Raw genomic sequence first — 17488 nt, 5'->3', positions numbered from 1 at the left:
GGTCAGTCCTAGTTTAAAGCTAATTTCTGAGCGTCAAATAACTCGCGAATACCGTCTTTCGCAAGTGATAGCATTTCATTTAATTCATCTGCATCGAAAGGTTCGCCCTCTGCGGTGCCTTGTACTTCTATGAATTTACCCGTGTCGGTCATGACAACATTCATGTCTGTTTCTGCATCTGAGTCTTCAAGGTATTCTAAATCAGCAATCGCTACCCCTTTGTAAACACCTACTGATAAAGCGGCAATCATGTGTTTAATAGGGTTAGTTTTTAAAATACCCTTGGTACGCATCCAGCTTAATGCATCTGCTAGGGCGACACATGCTCCTGTGATAGAGGCAGTACGCGTACCGCCATCTGCTTGAATAACATCACAATCTACTACTATGGTATTTTCGCCTAGCAGCTTTAAATCAACCGCTGCACGTAATGAGCGAGCAATTAAACGCTGAATTTCAAGAGTACGACCACCTTGTTTACCTCTAGCCGCTTCTCTGTCTGAGCGAGTATGTGTGGCTCTTGGTAACATGCTATATTCGGCGTTTACCCATCCTTTGCCTTTGCCTTTCATGAAGCGCGGTACACCTTCAGTGACAGTGGCGTTACACAATACTTTGGTGTTACCAAACTCAATTAACACTGAGCCCTCGGCATGACAGGTAAAATTACGGGTAATAGTAACAGGGCGAATTTGATTGGCAGTTCTTCCACTTGGACGCATGGTGCTCTCCTAAATACTCACAGACAAAATAATGGCCGCAATTATAGAGGCATACGTACAAATTATCTTGAGTTTTAAAGCATTCATAACCAATTATTTAGTGAATACTAGGTATGGACTCTCGCACCAAAGAGTAACAGAGGTATAATGCCCCCGAATTAAAACTTAGGAAGATTTCAATGATTTACAGTATGACTGCTTTTGCCCGCCGCGAACTCAAAGCCGATTGGGGGTCAGCCGTATGGGAAATACGCTCTGTTAACCAGAGGTTTCTTGAAACTTATTTTCGTCTTCCTGAGCAATTCAAAGGCATGGAACCCTTATTACGTGAGCGTTTTCGTAAACAATTGCAAAGGGGTAAGGTCGAATGTGCGTTGCGTTTTTTCGCTAACGACGCAGCAGTAGGTAAATTAAATTTAAACGAAGACCTAGCCAAACAAGTCATGCAAGCGGCTAATTGGGTGCAAGCGCAGGGCGAGTCAGTCGGAGTGAACCCAGTAGATGTTCTAAAATGGCCTGGCGTGATGTCAGCAGAAGAAGCCGACATGGACAGTATTCAAGGTGATATATTGAAAGAATTTGACCTTACCTTAACCGACTTTATTGCAGCTCGTGCAACTGAAGGGGTAAACCTTAAAGCCATGATCGAACAGCGCTTAGACGGCATCAAGGTAGAAGTAGAAAAAGTCACAGCCCATATGCCTGAAGTCATAAAATGGCAACGTGAAAAAATACTCAGCCGCTTTGAAGAAGCAAAAATAGAGTTAGAATCAACCCGTGTCGAGCAAGAAATGGTGATGCTAGCGCAAAAGGTAGATGTTGCCGAAGAGCTCGACCGCCTAATATCCCACATTAGCGAAACTCACAAAATCCTCAAAAAGGGTGGGGCAGTAGGCCGCCGTTTAGACTTTATGATGCAAGAATTTAATCGGGAGTCGAATACTTTGGGTTCAAAGTCCATCAATACCGATATCACCCAATCAGCGGTGGAACTTAAAGTGTTAATCGAGCAAATGCGTGAGCAAATAGCGAATATAGAGTAATTATTTTAACCGCACAATTCACCACCCATAAAAAAGCCATCACAATTGTGATGGCTTTTTACGCTAAGCGAACTCAACCCTTAATTTATAAAGCTTTTACGCCCATGTTATATAAGGTGAATCCGTAGATATCTGCATATTGTTCAATGGTTTTACTGATGGGCGTGCCAGCTCCGTGACCCGCGTCTGTTTCTATGCGTATTAGCGTAGGGTTAGAGCCTGTTTGATGAGCTTGCAGCATAGCAGCGTACTTGAATGAGTGAGCAGGTACTACGCGGTCATCATGGTCGGCTGTGGTGACCAAAGTCGCTGGATATTCAATGCCTGATGTTATGGTATGAACCGGAGAGTAAGCTTTTAGGTACTCGAACATTTCTTTACTTTGTTCTGCTGTACCGTAGTCATAGGCCCAGCCAGCACCAGCGGTAAAAGTATGGTAGCGCAGCATATCCATAACACCAACTGCAGGTAATGCTACCGCAGCTAAATCAGGGCGTTGATTGGCCACAGCTCCCACCAATAGGCCGCCATTCGAGCCTCCACGCAGAGCAAGATGTTCGCTACTAGTATATTTGTTATCTTTTAAATACTCGGCCGCCGCAATAAAATCGTCGAACACGTTCTGCTTTTGTAATTGAGTACCCGCCCTATGCCATGCTTTACCATATTCACCACCACCACGAATATTAGCTACTGCATAGCTACCTCCTAACTCTAACCAAGCTGCCACAGTAGAACTAAACTGAGGAGTAAGGCTAATATTAAAGCCTCCATAACCGTATAAAATAGTTGGGCTGCTACCGTCAAGCTTTGCATCTTTATGTTGGGTGATAATCATAGGCACTTTGGTGCCGTCTTTAGATGTATAAAATACTTGTTTAGATACATATTGGCTGCCATCAAATGCCGATGCTGGCTTGTTGAATAATGCCGTTTTTCCAGTTGTAATATCGTATGAATAGATAGTGGTAGGCGTAGTGTAATTACTAAAGGTGAAATAAGTTATGGTGGCTTTTTGTTTGCCAGCAAAGCTGCCTGCTGTACCAATGTCTGGCAAGGCAATCTCACGCACTTGCTCACCCTCAAGAGTGTATTGAAACACCTTAGAAATTGCATCTACCATGTATTCAGCAAAAATATAGCCACCAGCTGTGCTAGGTGATAAAACATTTTCGGTTTCTGACACCACATCTTGCCAATTTTCTACATTGGGAGCGCTGGCTTTAACTTTTACAATTTTACTATTAGGTGCTTGGTAGTTTGTTACCAAATACAGATCTTCACCTTTATTAGTTAACAGATAAACATCTGACTCTATGGATTCCTTCACCGTTATCCATGTTGCGTTCACATCGTTTAAGTCTTTTATATAAGCGCGATTACCCGACGTTGAGTTCGCTGCAGAGATAATTAAATATTGATTATCGTCTGACACTTCGGCGCCAACATAACGATGTTTTTGATCTTCGGTATGACCAAAAATAGCCATATCATCTTTTTGGGCGGTACCCATTTTGTGATAATACACTTTATGCTGGTCGGTTTTTTCACTTAACTCAGACCCTTCAGGTTTATCATAGCTAGAGTAATAAAAACCTTCATTTTTATACCAAGAGACACCTGTAAATTTAAGGTCTACCAGTTTCGTATCGACCTTTTCCATAGTATTGGTGTCAATTACATAAAGCTCACGCCAATCACTACCACCAGTTGAAGTTAAGTACGCAGCTAAAGATCCGTCATTCGAAAATGACAGACCCGCTAATGATATTGTGCCGTCATCACTCAGTTTGTTTGGATCGATAAATACTTGTGGCTCACCTTCACCTTTTTGGCGATACACCACACTTTGATTCTGTAGCCCATCGTTCTTATAAAAATAGGTGTAATCACCCTCAGTAAATGGAGCAGAAATTCTTTCGTAGTTCAGTAGATTTTTAACAACGCTAGCAATTTTATCTTTGTAAGGTACTTGCTCTAAATACCCTTGTGTCGTTTTATTTTGAGCTTTTACCCAAGCCTCGGTTTCAGAGCTTCTGTCATCTTCAAGCCAGCGATAGGGATCGGCAACTTGCTCACCAAAATAGGTATCAACTACATATCCTTTGCGGGTTACTGGATAAGTTAACACTGATGAAGCTTGAGACCCGACTTCTGGCATTTTTACGTCCTCTGTTTTTGGCTGACAAGCAAGCAATAGGGTAGTTGATGCAGTTATCAACACGCTATTCCAAGTTGTTTTTAGCAAGCCCTTTTCTATATTACGTTTCATGTAGTTCCCGTTTCATTTTATTATTAATAAATGCTGTAAGTGTCAGGATTTAGCTTAATTTAACCAATAGTATATCGGAGTTAAAAAGAGTGTCAGTTTTATTTACAAGTAACATTTAATTAACATCTAATTAAAACGTAACACATTGAATTATATAAACAAAACTTTCTTGGCTTACTTTTTGATTATCACTAATTTATGCGGATATTTTATATTTATATATACAAAATATTTATATTCAAAATAATAGCCTTTGGATTTTTATAGGCCGATAACATTTCACTGATAAGGTTGTACAGATGTCTTGTTTAACACGAAAAATGCAACAACAATTAACCCGTTACGTGCAAAAAAACAGTGCTGATTTTTCGTCTACCGATCCTGCATGTATTCGTGAAGATTTAGTCAATAAGGGCGTCTGCCCATCAGCTGTAACGACAGATCAACTTAGAGTTATTTTAAAATTACTTCCTGAACAAATTTTTCGTTAATTACAGCGCAATTGATTCATTAAAATAGCGGTTAAAATCCAATTTATAGTCGCTGGCGATTACAGCTTCTACTATTTTAACAGTGTTATTACTTGCCGCTAAGTTGAGCTCTTTGGGCTCTAAATAATGACTACCACGGACAGAGTAAAATACCTTAACAACAGGTTTAATAGCATGTTCAGGATGTTGTTTAAGCACCATAGCGACCTTTTCGTTATCTAGTTTCACTAAACTACCAACTGGATAAATACCGACACATTGAACAAACTGTTTAACTAAGGCTAAATCAAACTTTTTTGGGCTATCTTTTAGGAGTATTTGTAAAGCTTTTTTAGATGGCATACCCGCTTTATAACATCTGTCTGCTGTTATTGCGTCATAGGTATCCACTATAGCAATCATGCGGCCAAATTTAGTTATTTTTTCTCCATGTAATCCTAGTGGATAACCCAAGCCATCTAACCTCTCATGGTGCTCACTTACGGTTGTTATTATAGAGTCAGGCAATCCCATTTCATCTAACACTTTGGTACCATAAACCACATGTTTACGCATTATATCCATTTCTGAATCGGTTAAGCGTCCTGGTTTATGCAAAATCGCATCAGGAATTTTAATTTTTCCAATATCATGTAAAAAACCAGACAATGCAAGCTCTTGTATTTGCTCTTCAGTTAGCCCTAAATGCGTTCCAAAATTTGCTAACAAAATAGATACATTCAAAGAATGCTCTAAAAGGTATGTGTCTTTTTCTCGTATTTTGGTCATGCACATTAATGCATTTGGGTTTCTGTCTATTGATGAGACTAGACTAGAAGCGAATTCTTGTGGGACAGCCACATCTACAGGAAGGTTTTTAGCCACGTTGTTTAACATGGTTTTTTGAATATTTTTACCCTGAGCATGCAACTTCATAGCCATTGCAAGTTCAGATTCAAAAGGTACGTCAGACTTAGGGTTTGCAGTTATTTTTGGCTCTACATCTTTTTCAGTATTTAGCTGCTTACTCAAATCAATAGCAACGGCCAAAATGCCTTGCTTCTTTAATTTCTGTATTGCCTCTTTTGAGGTAACCCTTCCTCTGCTAGCTATCTTAAGTTCATTTTTCTGTTTCACAATAGAGTCAATGTACATCCCTTCTTTGACCGCATCGATATTTATGGTTTTTAGCATTACTTGATCTCTGAAAATGTTTTCAAAACTAATATCTAAAAATATCGATCTTGTTTAATTGCTGTAACGAGATAGCTATTTTAAGTTGATTTAAAACTCTAATTTCCATAGTAACTCACCCAAATCTGGTTGCCATTGAAAACTTTTAAGTTTTACTTTGTTATTAAATACTGCAACACCCTCTTGTTGTAAATAGTCAGTTTGTGTTCTTGATTGTTCAGTGCCTGCCGGAAAAGCAATTTGCCCAGTTGAACGTAAAACTCTGTACCAAGGTACGTGTAATTCACTTGGCACATTCCCTAAAGATTTACCTACTAACCGTGCCCTACCTGGCAAACCCGCTAAGTCAGCTATTTGTCCATAAGTAGCCACTTTTCCTTTAGGGATAAGCTGTACTGTTTTCCAAATTTTTTGCTGGGGTGATAAGACCAGCATTTAAACTAAAGGGTACTGAGTGTTAATGTTTTCTATATCTACTGCTTCTTTTTGGTTATTAATATGACGATAATTCGCTAACTCAGAAGGAGCAATAAACCCGGCGACATTTTCTATATCATTTAGTTTAATGCCTTGAACAACTAGATAGGTAATATACGTATGGCGTAAAATATTTATATCAATTTGCTCAGGAAGTAATAAGTTTGCATCATGAGCAGCATTAACTAAAAGGGGTGAAAAGTCCTGAACTGGGTCAAGGTTAGACCATATATCCTCATTGCCACTCGTTACACATAAATTATTTAAAATTTCACTTAGGTATGAAGGTAAGGCTAAAACTCTTGATGCCACTCCCTTTATAGTCATCTGAGAATAGTCTTTTTGAAAATCTCTAGCGCTAATGACTTTTAACTCTTGTTGCTCAACACCACTCATAGTTAAACCGATTAACACCTTTGCTTGTTTGTTTGCTACTGCAAACAAAGATTTGCTTTCATCAATGGTCAACAACCTTACTGCTGGTACTTCGAGCTGTGACAATGATTGTGGGTTTACTTGGTTAAGCTGTATAGGCTGTTGATTATTAAGATTAGCTAAATCTTGATTAACATTTTGCCCCGGTACTACAACAAAATTACTTGAGGAGCCTTGTGATACGTGTTGTTTGAAGATAAAACTATATAAAAACAATGCTAATATGGCGAAAAACAATGACGCAATTAAACTAATAAAACTATTGAGCAAATAGTTAGGGGATATAGCAAAGTCAGGTGTAAAAGGAGACGCTAATAAGCTAATTTTAGCCTCAAAAGGTTTAGATACCTGTTGTGTTATTTGTTGTGTTTTTATTGTTTGAGCCTGTTCTTGCAATGCTTTAAGCTCTGTATTTAGTTGTTTAAATTCGTCTAAATTCTGATTAAATATTTGTGCTAATTCATTTTGTTCATTTAGCTGTTTTTGTAGGTCTACAACCTTATTTTTGGCTGTTTGCATATCTCTTTGGGCTTCTTGTATATATGCTTCTTGACTAAGTTTGATTTGTTCATCGAGAAGTGCTTGCAACTTTACTACTTCTTGCTGACGAGCCACAATAACAGTGTCTCGTTCTAGATAGGCTTGCGTATATTGCTGAGACAAGGCATCTAGCCCTGCTGTTATTTCTTGTAATCTGGATCTGGTTCCATCAATGGCAGGTTCATCTGCTGGACGTATTACGGTTTCTCCATGACCAATAGACATGTTAACACTAGACAGAAGGGCACTTTTTTCAGCTTGCTGTGCAATTGCTAAGTCAATGCTAGCACTTAAGTTTTTTACTTGATTTAACACACGGTTTTCATCACGCTCTAAAGAAGTAATGTTATTGCGCTGAGCAAAGTTTTGTACTTGAGACCTTTGCTCATTGATTTTTTGTTCTAGCAACAAAAGTTGTTCATTTGCAGTTTTTTGTTCTTCTGAATTGTTCACTTCTTTTTCAGAGTCGATAAGTGTTAGGTATACCTCCACCCAAATATCTAACATGGGTTTAAGATGTTTTGGATCAGACCCATTTGCCTTAAGCGTTATAATACGACTGGTTAAACTTGGTTCTACTTCTAAGTCATCAACCAAGGTTTGCAAACTAATATTTAAATACTGCTTTTGAGATAACGACTCAGAAACTGCGGTTAAAACATGACTACTTTTTAGCCTGCGGGCATGTATAGCTATTTGTCTTTGTGGCAACTCTGTAAACACTTGTTCGGCTTGTGACGGATAAGAAAAATGTAATATTGCTTGGCTTTGATAAATAGCCACTTGACTCCAAATAATAAGATTAGAGATAACCATTAACATGCAGAAAGTACCAATTAAAACCTGCCATTTACGGGTTTGAAATTTCTTATGCTCTGTGTCGGACATATGTTGAGAATTGCCCGAAAAAGGCTGATTAGGTATGTAATCAAGTTTATTTTTAAATGCCATGTTAAAAATCCAACATTCGGGTAGGCAATATCATCAAGTAGGTATTGTTTAAGCTAAACATATAAATCCTTTTTATATTAAAAAAGTTCATTTGGTTAGGTAAGTACTAATATAATTAACAAATCTAACAAGTGTACAGACAAACACCAAGCAGAATATCTGTTGTAGGAGCTAAACCCAATCAAATATGAACATTTCTAATTTAAAGAAAAGAATGCATTGTGTTAAATGTGACTATCCTCAAAAAACGTGTTTGTGTACTTGGGTTTATCCTTTTGATAGCCCAATAAACATAGTCATACTGCAACAGCCTCAAGAAACAAAGCATGCCAAAAATACTGTTAAGTTACTTAATTTAACGTTAAACAGATTGCGTGTGTTAATAGGAGAGTCACCAGAGGATTGGACAGAATTTATTAAGGTAGTCTCGCAAAACCCAGACAATTTCAGTGTGTGTTACCCCCATGAGCAAAGTAAGCCACTTGAATCTCTTACCAATATCATGCAAAAACAAGCCTTTTTCCCGCCAGAGCATACTGTTATATTTATAGACGCATCTTGGCGGAAAGCTTTAAAAATTTGGAAGCTTAACCCTTGGATGCATACATTGCAGAGTTGGCACTTCTCTTCTCCCCCCATTAACCAATATCAAATTAGACAAACCACACAAAAAAATAGCCTTTCAACCTTAGAATCTGTGGCCTATATACTTGAATATACTCAAGGAATTAACTGCGATCATCTTTATACGTTGTTCACAAAAATGCAGCAGGTTTGCTTCATGGAGAATTCTAGAAAATAAAACGGTCATGTTCATTTACCTAATGGCTTTAGACAGTTTTAAAGAATGAATGTTTTCCATTTTTGATAAATACCAACATGTAACTGACTTTTGCCGAAAAAAAAGGCAATATACAGGCTTTATCACTTTAGTATTTTACTGAGGTAATTACCCCATTATGGGTTGAATTATAAACAGGAAATATTGAGATTGATTTCCACTTCAGTAAACTGGAAACTCACTACTGACTTTTATAGATAAAACGAGATATTAACAAAAGACAATAGGACACTAATAATTAATATTAGATATGGTTCCTAACTATAAAAGTTATATAAAAAATGTATTCTAAAATTTTTAAACTTGTAAGCTTTTTAACGCTATTCGTTATTTTGTTGGTGCAAAATTTATTTACTGCAACAGCTGGTAATATACCTAGCGTCAAACTGAGCGACTTGAATGGCCGTAATATTGCCGAGCAGATTAGTTATTTTTCTTTAGTCGGTAATACACAGACTTTTCCTACGAACAAAACTACCCTCGAGGCTTTAATATCTACACTACAACCTCATACTGACACCGATTTAGGTGGTGATAAGTACGTGGCGATATTTGATTTATATAATGACACCCAGCAAACAGAATGGTTTATATATCCCTATGGTTCAGTGGTGCAACATATTGATATTTTTTGTTTCCCCTGTAACGAGTTTAATGAATTAGTAACGTCAGGCCATGGCCTTAGCAACCAGCAAGATTTTCACTACGGTAGCAAAATAGAAATAAGTCCAGGACAACATAAAACAATAGCAATATTGTTTGATAGTCCTTACTTTTTCTCACCTATAAAAATAGTAGTTAAGCCTTTTAAACAAGCTATAAAGCTATTTCATATTGAAAATGTATTGCTACTAATGGGCTTAGGTATTTCCTTAGCTTTAGGTATTTATAATCTTTTTATTTTCACCAGCACCCGTAATTATCAATATTTAACCTATGCATTTTCTACGTTAAGCTACGCTAGCGCTTGGGCGATTGTATTTGCCATTCCTGATTACTTAGGTTTTAAAAACACTCTTATATTTGCACTGCCTGCGTTTCTAATTGGCTCTATATTTACCTGCTTTTTCAATATTCAATTTTTACGATTAGACAAGGTAAGCCCTAAGATAGCCTTCTCCTTAAAAATAATAGCCTTAATAGCTTTTGTATCCATCCCCTTCGCATTCAATAGTTATGAAGTAGGTTTGTATCTAGCAACTTTTTCTACATCAATAACGGCAATTATAGGGATTTACACCGGTGTACGTTGTTGGATGCATGGATATTCCCCAGCTAAATATTATACGCTAGCCTTATTGTCTGTAATTTTACCAAACATGGTAGTAAATTTAATAAATATCGAATTTTTACCTGGGTTAAACGTTAATATCTATCTGTTAGGTTTAATAGGTAATTGTCTAGATAGCCTGTTATTAGCATTTGCTTTGGCAGCTCAGTTACGAATACTGACGCTTAAAAACAATGAGCTTAAAACTAACCTTGAGAGCAAGGTGGCTAAACGCACTGCAGAATTAAAAGAAGCAAATTCAAAGCTTGAAAAAACCAATAACGATTTATTTGAAGCTAATAATGCTAAAGGCCGATTTTTAGCAACCATGAGTCACGAGATACGTACTCCTTTAACTTCCATTATTGGCTATGCTGACGGAATTTTAGCTGGAGATATCGACAAAGCTGAACAAGAAAGAGTGACAAAAATAATTTCTGAAAATGGCAGTCATTTACTAAATGTAATTAATGACATTCTCGATATCAGTAAAATAAATGCAAATAAGTTAGAGTTTGAATCTATTCCCACACCACTTTTTTCTGTTTTAGCACAAGTGGAATCACTAGTAGGAAAAAGGGTAAGAGACAAAGGCTTAGCGTTTTACTTAGATTATCAGTATCCCTTACCAGCCCATATAAATACTGACCCAACGCGCCTAAAACAAATATTATTTAACATAACAAACAATGCGATTAAATTTACTCAAAAGGGTTACGTTGGTTTGTCAGTAGCCTTAATTAATAACAAACTGAAAATTACTGTAAAAGACTCGGGTGAGGGCATATCAAAAGAGCAACAAATAAAGCTTTTTCAGCCGTTCACCCAGGCTGATAATTCTATTAATAGACGCTTTGGGGGTACAGGTTTAGGCTTGAGTATTTCTCAACTTTTAGCAAAAGGGCTTGGAGGCGAAATATCCTTTTATAGTGAAAAAGATAAAGGTTCAGTGTTTACCTTAGATATAATGGTAGATGTTGTAGAGAACACTAGCTGGATAAATAATGTTGCAGAGATCTGGCGCTCCACCCCTTCACGATCGATCCAACCAATAAATATACCAAAGTTTATTGGCAACACAGTGTTGTTAGCCGATGACCATCCAAATAATAGGGAACTTATTTCTTTACTGTTGAAACGAATGAATATTGAAGTAACTGAAGTTGAAAATGGCAAACAGGCATTAGAAGTTTTATATCGTCAAAGTTTTGATCTAATTTTACTTGATATTCATATGCCTGTAATGGATGGAACCGTAGCTTTGAAACATTTGCGGACAACAGGTAACAATACTCCTGCTATTGCGCTTACAGCCAATACTATGAAACACGAAATAGAAGAGTACATGACATTGGGGTTTTCTGATTACCTAGCAAAACCCATAAATAGAGAGCACTTTATTAGTAAATTATCTATGTTTTTAACAATGCAGAGTGATTCAGAGCAGGTATTAAGCAAAGAAGAGATGCTAAATTTGGTTAGTGAGTATCAGGATAATTTGCGAGAGCAGTTGGATAATATTAATAGTGCATTGATACAACAAGACCTTTCACTAATATCTGAAATTGCACATAATATAAGCGGCTCAGCTGGTTCGTTTGGATTTGCTTTAATAGGTAATAAGTTTGTTAATATTGAAAAATATGCATTACAAGACGATGAAATAGCCATAGCCATTGAACTTCCAAAAGTTGTAGCATTAGCTCGTCAATGTACCGACTTGCCCTGCGTTAATATTCCTCAAGGTATAGTCAACCATAAAAATAACGTGGAATTATTTCTAAAAGCTATATATAAATTTGCAGAGGATGCAGAACAAATATTTATTCAGTTGCAAGATGCTTTAGTGAATTCCGAAATGAACAGTGCCCTAATTCACCTATATAAGTTATTACCTAGTTCACATGAGTGTGCATTAACTGATACAGAAACCGCGCTTAAATCTATGGAAAACCTACTTACCACAGGGCATAAAAACGTTAATGATTTTAACCCTTTTTTAAATTTGATAGAAAAGCAGATAACCCAACTCAATACAACTTTAGAGCCTAACTTAATGAATCAAATTTAGAGGGCTTACAGGTATCCCAAATACAACGTTACCTTTTTGGCCCCCAGATTTCTTCTAATCTTTGATCCCTGCCGCAGTTCCAACGATAAAGCTTATATCTAACAGGACTTTTCTTGTAATAATCTTGGTGGTATATCTCATTACCTTTGATAGGATAAAATTTTGTAGTATTCAAAATAGGGGTAACTACTGTTTGTTCTGGAAACTGCGAAATAACTAATTGTTTAGAGGCTTCAGCTAATCTTTTTTCATCTTCATTTGCTACAAATATAGCGCTTTTATAACTAAACCCTTTATCGCAAAATTGGCCACCTTCATCAAAAGGATCAATATTTACCCAGTAGTGGTTTAATAAACCCTGATAACTTAATTTACTAGCATCGTAATCGACTTCTACGGCTTCATAATGGCCATAATGATTTCCACTATACGTAGGATTTTCTAGGGCACCACCAGTAAACCCTGAAATAACCTCATTAACGCCATCTAACTTTTCAAAATCAGATTCCATACACCAGAAACATCCCCCTGCAAAAATTGCTTTTTCTGCGGAAGCGCCTGAAACAAAACACCCAACTATAATGAGTAACGTTAAGACTAAGTAGTTTTTCATTCGCTATTGTCGCTTTTCAATATTAATTATTTGATATTTACTAAGACCTTATTATAGCAAATATATTTCATTTCAAAAAAAACCCAGCACATGGCTGGGTTTTAATATAAATAATTGAATGCAATTACTTACGCAGCTTTTGAATTAACCTTAGCTGTGCAATAGCTTCTGCCAGCTCAATCGCTGCTTCTGCATAATCAAAATCAGCGCCTGGATTAGCGATATGTTCTTCAGCGCGTTTTTTCGCTTCAGTAGCTGCTTGTTCGTCTAAGTCTTCAGCACGAATAGCGGTATCAGCTAATACAGTCACGTTACCCGGTTGTATTTCAAGTACGCCACCGTTGATATAGATATTTTCTTCATCACCGTTTTGTACTAAACGTACCATGCCAGGTAACAATGTCGTTAATAAAGGAGCATGTCCAGGATGTATACCCAGTTCACCTTCACTACCAGTAACTTGAATAGCTTCAACTTCGCCAGAAAAAATACTGGTCTCAGCGCTTACTACATCTAGTTGTACTGTTGTCGTTGCCATAATGAACCTCCAATAAAGTTCTTCAACATGCAGGCATTTTTACGTCTATCTACCTTGAAGTCTAGAAGGAGATACACAAGATATTATCATATCTATGTACCTCCAACACGAGTTCGTGTTAATAGACTAAAAATTACATGTTTTTAGCTTTCTCGCTTGCTTCTTCAATAGAACCAACCATGTAGAAGGCCTGTTCAGGAAGGTCATCAAACTCACCTTCAAGAATGCCTTTAAATCCACTGATTGTGTCTTTCAAAGATACATATTTACCAGGAGAACCAGTAAATACTTCTGCTACGAAGAAAGGTTGTGACAAGAAACGCTGAATCTTACGAGCACGTGAAACAGATAACTTATCTTCTTCAGAAAGTTCGTCCATACCCAAAATTGCGATAATGTCTTTTAGTTCTTTATAACGTTGTAATACTGATTGCACACCACGAGCTATATCATAATGCTCTTGTCCAATGACTAGAGGATCAAGCTGTCGTGACGTTGAATCTAGTGGATCAACCGCTGGGTAGATACCAAGAGAGGCAATGTCACGAGACAATACAACAGTAGCATCTAAGTGAGCGAAGGTTGTGGCTGGTGACGGATCGGTCAAATCATCCGCAGGTACATATACCGCTTGGATAGAAGTGATTGAACCTGTCTTAGTAGAAGCAATCCGCTCCTGCAATACACCCATTTCTTCAGCTAGAGTAGGCTGATAACCTACAGCAGATGGCATACGACCTAACAATGCAGATACTTCAGTACCAGCAAGTGTATAACGGTAGATGTTATCAACAAAGAAAAGAACATCACGGCCTTCATCACGGAATTTTTCAGCCATGGTTAAACCAGTTAACGCTACGCGTAAACGGTTTCCAGGAGGCTCATTCATTTGACCGTAAACTAGTGATACTTTATCAAGTACATTAGATTCGTTCATTTCGTGATAGAAATCATTACCTTCACGAGTACGCTCACCAACACCTGCGAATACAGAGTATCCACTGTGCTCAATAGCGATGTTACGAATTAATTCCATCATGTTTACAGTTTTACCAACACCGGCACCACCGAACAATCCAACTTTACCACCTTTAGCGAACGGGCATACTAAGTCGATAACTTTGATGCCTGTTTCTAGTAGTTCAACTGAACTTGATTGATCTTCGTAAGTAGGTGCTTCACGGTGAATAGACATACGCTCTTCTTCACCAATTGGACCTGCTTCATCGATTGGGTTACCCAATACATCCATGATACGGCCTAATGTGGCTGTACCAACTGGAACCTGAATTGCTTCACCAGTATTTTCAACTGCTAAACCACGGCGCAAACCATCAGTAGTACCCAATGCGATTGTACGCACTACGCCACCACCAAGTTGTTGCTGCACTTCTAGGGTCAAACCTTGCAACTCACCTTCAGTGATTCGCAACGCGTCATATACTTTTGGAACCGAATCTTGTGGAAACTCGATGTCCACAACGGCGCCAATTATTTGGACGACCTTACCTTGACTCATGTTAATTCCTCTTAAATTCTAAAACCTTTGCCTGAATTTACTTACAAACTAAACCGCTGAAGCGCCGCTAACAATCTCACTGATTTCTTGTGTGATAGCTGCTTGACGTGCTTTGTTATATACCAATTGCAAGTCGTCAATTAAGTCGCCGGCGTTATCTGTTGCAGCTTTCATTGCAACCATTCGAGCAGCTTGCTCAGAGGCGGCATTTTCAACTACACCTTGGTATACTTGAGACTCTATAAAGCGAACCAAAAGCATATCTAAGATAGGCTTAGGATCAGGTTCATAAATATAATCCCAACGATGTTGTAATGCTTGTTCTTCAGATTTTGGCAAAGGCAACAATTGATCGATCTGCGGCTCTTGCGCCATAGTATTAACAAACTTGTTAAATACCAGATATAAACGGTCTATTTTACCATCGTTGAATGCATCCAACATGATACGAACCAAGCCAATTATTTCTTTGACAGTGGGCGCATCACCAAGACCAGATTCTGCAGCAAGTACATTGCCACCAAAACGGTTGAAGAATGCTACTGATTTTGCACCTAAAGCAGCAAAGTCAGTTTCAACACCTTGTTCTTGCCATTTTTGTGCTTCTTTAGCGACCAATTTGAATTCGTTAGTGTTTAATCCACCACATAATCCACGGTCTGTAGAAATCACAATATAGCCCACGCGTTTTACTTCGCGGTCTTCCAAATATGGATGACGATATTCAAGGTTAGCGTTTGCCAGGTGACCGATCACGTTACGAATATTCTCAGCGTAAGGACGGCTAGAAGCCATACGGTCTTGCGCCTTCTTCATTTTAGACGCTGCAACCATTTCCATAGCGCTGGTGATCTTCTGAGTATTTTTAATACTACCGATCTTACCTTTTATCTCTTTACCGCTAGCCATAAACTCTATCTCCGATTATTCAACATAGTGGCTACCGTTATCTATTAAAATTAGATTTCAGTAGCCAAATTGATTACCACGTTTGTGTTTCTTTAAACTTAGTTAAAGCTTCATTTAGTGTGGCTTCAATTGTCTTGTCGAAATTACCAGTTTTATTGATAGTGTCCATCAGCTCGCTGTATTCGCTGTTCATATAAGAATGAAGAGATGCTTCAAAATCTAGAATTTTATCTAGTGCAACATCTTTCAAATATCCTTTTTCAACAGAGAATAAAGAAACACCCATGTCACCTACTGAAAGTGGTGCATATTGGTTTTGTTTCATTAATTCAACAACACGCTCACCGTGTTCAAGCTGTTCACGTGTTGCGTCATCTAAATCAGATGCAAATTGTGAGAAAGCGGCTAGTTCACGATATTGAGCTAGAGCTAGACGTATACCACCACCTAATTTCTTAACAATTTTCGTTTGAGCTGCACCACCAACACGTGATACCGAAATACCTGCGTTTACAGCAGGACGAATGCCCGCGTTGAACAAATCTGTCTCTAGGAAGATTTGACCATCAGTAATCGAGATTACGTTAGTAGGTACGAATGCAGATACGTCACCAGCTTGGGTTTCGATAATAGGTAAGGCAGTTAAAGATCCTGTTTTACCTGTTACTTCACCATTAGTATAACGCTCAACATACTTATCATTTACACGTGCAGCACGTTCAAGAAGACGCGAGTGAAGATAGAAAACATCTCCAGGATACGCTTCACGACCTGGCGGTCGACGTAACAACAATGAAATTTGACGATATGCAACAGCCTGCTTAGACAAGTCATCATATACGATCAACGCGTCTTCACCACGGTCACGGAAATACTCACCCATAGTACAACCAGAGTAAGGAGCCAAATATTGAAGAGCAGCTGATTCAGATGCAGAAGCAGCGACAACAATAGTGTTAGCCAATGCGCCGTGTTCTTCTAACTTGCGTACAACGTTTGCAATAGTAGATGCCTTTTGGCCTACCGCTACGTACACACATTTAACACCTGAATCTTTTTGATTGATGATGGCATCAATCGCTAATGCAGTTTTACCAGTTTGACGGTCACCGATAACTAATTCACGTTGTCCACGACCAACTGGGATCATGGCATCTACTGATTTATAACCAGTTTGAATTGGTTGATCAACTGACTGACGTTCAATAACGCCTGGTGCAATTTTTTCAACAGGTTCAAAACCATCTGCATCGATAGCGCCTTTTCCATCGATAGGTGCACCTAGAGTGTTAACAACACGACCAAGTAGGTTACGACCTACTGGTACTTCTAAGATACGTCCAGAAGATTTTACTTTTACGCCTTCTTGTAAGTCAGCGTAAGGACCCATAACTACCGCACCTACAGAATCTCTTTCAAGGTTCAATGCGATAGCGTAACGACTACCAGGAAGCTCGATCATTTCACCTTGCATAACATCAGCAAGGCCATGTATACGGATAATACCGTCGGTTACACCAACGATAGTCCCTTCGTTTCGAGCTTCACTTACTACTTCGAACTTCTCAATACGTTGTTTGATTAGTTCTGCAATTTCAGTGGAATTCAGTTGCATGCTCTTTT

At 38.1% G+C, this 17488-nt stretch carries 14 protein-coding genes; 4 read left to right on the top strand and 10 right to left on the bottom strand.

The window, feature by feature from the left end; genetic code table 11:
• Nucleotides 1–8: 8 nt before the first annotated feature.
• Nucleotides 9–722 carry a ribonuclease PH gene (gene rph, locus ABJD71_RS07255; protein WP_348144755.1) on the bottom strand — a complete coding sequence of 238 codons (714 nt, stop codon included), beginning with the start codon at nt 720–722 and terminating at the stop codon, nt 9–11.
• A 179-nt stretch (nt 723–901) separates the two neighbouring features.
• On the opposite strand from rph, the gene ABJD71_RS07250 reads away from it, so the two are divergent.
• Entirely contained in the window at nt 902–1765 is an 864-nt protein-coding gene (locus tag ABJD71_RS07250; protein ID WP_348166734.1) for a YicC/YloC family endoribonuclease, read from the top strand.
• Between the two features lie 85 nt (nt 1766–1850).
• Here ABJD71_RS07250 and ABJD71_RS07245 read toward each other — a convergent pair whose 3' ends face one another.
• Complete coding sequence (locus ABJD71_RS07245; protein WP_348166796.1) at nt 1851–3926, bottom strand: prolyl oligopeptidase family serine peptidase; 2076 nt, start codon at nt 3924–3926, stop codon at nt 1851–1853.
• Between the two features lie 410 nt (nt 3927–4336).
• Between ABJD71_RS07245 and ABJD71_RS07240 the strand changes: the two genes are divergently transcribed.
• A complete protein-coding gene (locus ABJD71_RS07240) occupies nt 4337–4528 on the top strand; it encodes a hypothetical protein (protein ID WP_348166731.1) in 192 nt (63 codons plus the stop codon).
• Here ABJD71_RS07240 and ABJD71_RS07235 read toward each other — a convergent pair whose 3' ends face one another.
• The 3 genes from ABJD71_RS07235 to ABJD71_RS07225 all read right to left on the bottom strand — a co-directional run bounded on the left by ABJD71_RS07235 (nt 4529) and on the right by ABJD71_RS07225 (nt 8104).
• Entirely contained in the window at nt 4529–5701 is a 1173-nt protein-coding gene (locus ABJD71_RS07235) for an HD-GYP domain-containing protein (RefSeq protein WP_348166728.1), read from the bottom strand.
• A gap of 90 nt (nt 5702–5791) precedes the next feature.
• Nucleotides 5792–6136, bottom strand: coding sequence for an MGMT family protein (locus ABJD71_RS07230; protein ID WP_348166725.1), 345 nt, complete (start codon nt 6134–6136; stop codon nt 5792–5794).
• Nucleotides 6137–8104 carry a hypothetical protein gene (locus tag ABJD71_RS07225; RefSeq protein WP_348166722.1) on the bottom strand — a complete coding sequence of 656 codons (1968 nt, stop codon included), beginning with the start codon at nt 8102–8104 and terminating at the stop codon, nt 6137–6139.
• Between the two features lie 214 nt (nt 8105–8318).
• Here ABJD71_RS07225 and ABJD71_RS07220 point away from each other — a divergent pair, with 214 nt between their 5' ends.
• Together ABJD71_RS07220 and ABJD71_RS07215 are read left to right on the top strand one after the other, a co-directional pair.
• Complete coding sequence (locus ABJD71_RS07220; protein WP_348166719.1) at nt 8319–8906, top strand: tRNA-uridine aminocarboxypropyltransferase; 588 nt, start codon at nt 8319–8321, stop codon at nt 8904–8906.
• Between the two features lie 320 nt (nt 8907–9226).
• Entirely contained in the window at nt 9227–12286 is a 3060-nt protein-coding gene (locus tag ABJD71_RS07215; protein ID WP_348166716.1) for a response regulator, read from the top strand.
• A gap of 28 nt (nt 12287–12314) precedes the next feature.
• Here ABJD71_RS07215 and msrA read toward each other — a convergent pair whose 3' ends face one another.
• The 5 genes from msrA to atpA all read right to left on the bottom strand — a co-directional run bounded on the left by msrA (nt 12315) and on the right by atpA (nt 17480).
• Nucleotides 12315–12899, bottom strand: a complete 585-nt coding sequence (msrA, locus tag ABJD71_RS07210; RefSeq protein WP_348166713.1) for a peptide-methionine (S)-S-oxide reductase MsrA — start codon at nt 12897–12899, stop codon at nt 12315–12317.
• A gap of 124 nt (nt 12900–13023) precedes the next feature.
• A complete protein-coding gene (locus ABJD71_RS07205; protein ID WP_348166710.1) occupies nt 13024–13437 on the bottom strand; it encodes a F0F1 ATP synthase subunit epsilon in 414 nt (137 codons plus the stop codon).
• A gap of 133 nt (nt 13438–13570) precedes the next feature.
• Nucleotides 13571–14956, bottom strand: a complete 1386-nt coding sequence (gene atpD / locus ABJD71_RS07200; RefSeq protein WP_133468765.1) for a F0F1 ATP synthase subunit beta — start codon at nt 14954–14956, stop codon at nt 13571–13573.
• Between the two features lie 48 nt (nt 14957–15004).
• The gene (gene atpG / locus ABJD71_RS07195; protein ID WP_348166707.1) at nt 15005–15865 is read right to left on the bottom strand and encodes a F0F1 ATP synthase subunit gamma; all 861 of its coding nucleotides are present in this window, start codon (nt 15863–15865) and stop codon (nt 15005–15007) included.
• A gap of 73 nt (nt 15866–15938) precedes the next feature.
• Complete coding sequence (gene atpA / locus ABJD71_RS07190; protein ID WP_133468763.1) at nt 15939–17480, bottom strand: F0F1 ATP synthase subunit alpha; 1542 nt, start codon at nt 17478–17480, stop codon at nt 15939–15941.
• Nucleotides 17481–17488 lie beyond the last annotated feature (8 nt).

Origin of the sequence: Paraglaciecola sp. (assembly GCF_039943935.1) — a bacterium.
Taxonomy (GTDB): Bacteria; Pseudomonadota; Gammaproteobacteria; order Enterobacterales; family Alteromonadaceae; genus Paraglaciecola.
This window is presented reverse-complemented; position numbering and strand designations above follow the sequence as displayed.

Bases quoted from the DNA above. Each gene is read 5' to 3' on its own strand.
- rph (WP_348144755.1), bottom strand. From the start codon at position 722: ATGCGTCCAAGTGGAAGAACTGCCAATCAAATTCGCCCTGTTACTATT.
- ABJD71_RS07250 (WP_348166734.1), top strand. From the start codon at position 902: ATGATTTACAGTATGACTGCTTTTGCCCGCCGCGAACTCAAAGCCGAT.
- ABJD71_RS07245 (WP_348166796.1), bottom strand. From the start codon at position 3,926: ATGCCAGAAGTCGGGTCTCAAGCTTCATCAGTGTTAACTTATCCAGTA.
- ABJD71_RS07240 (WP_348166731.1), top strand. From the start codon at position 4,337: ATGTCTTGTTTAACACGAAAAATGCAACAACAATTAACCCGTTACGTG.
- ABJD71_RS07235 (WP_348166728.1), bottom strand. From the start codon at position 5,701: ATGCTAAAAACCATAAATATCGATGCGGTCAAAGAAGGGATGTACATT.
- ABJD71_RS07230 (WP_348166725.1), bottom strand. From the start codon at position 6,136: ATGCTGGTCTTATCACCCCAGCAAAAAATTTGGAAAACAGTACAGCTT.
- ABJD71_RS07225 (WP_348166722.1), bottom strand. From the start codon at position 8,104: ATGGCATTTAAAAATAAACTTGATTACATACCTAATCAGCCTTTTTCG.
- ABJD71_RS07220 (WP_348166719.1), top strand. From the start codon at position 8,319: ATGCATTGTGTTAAATGTGACTATCCTCAAAAAACGTGTTTGTGTACT.
- ABJD71_RS07215 (WP_348166716.1), top strand. From the start codon at position 9,227: ATGTATTCTAAAATTTTTAAACTTGTAAGCTTTTTAACGCTATTCGTT.
- msrA (WP_348166713.1), bottom strand. From the start codon at position 12,899: ATGAAAAACTACTTAGTCTTAACGTTACTCATTATAGTTGGGTGTTTT.
- ABJD71_RS07205 (WP_348166710.1), bottom strand. From the start codon at position 13,437: ATGGCAACGACAACAGTACAACTAGATGTAGTAAGCGCTGAGACCAGT.
- atpD (WP_133468765.1), bottom strand. From the start codon at position 14,956: ATGAGTCAAGGTAAGGTCGTCCAAATAATTGGCGCCGTTGTGGACATC.
- atpG (WP_348166707.1), bottom strand. From the start codon at position 15,865: ATGGCTAGCGGTAAAGAGATAAAAGGTAAGATCGGTAGTATTAAAAAT.
- atpA (WP_133468763.1), bottom strand. From the start codon at position 17,480: ATGCAACTGAATTCCACTGAAATTGCAGAACTAATCAAACAACGTATT.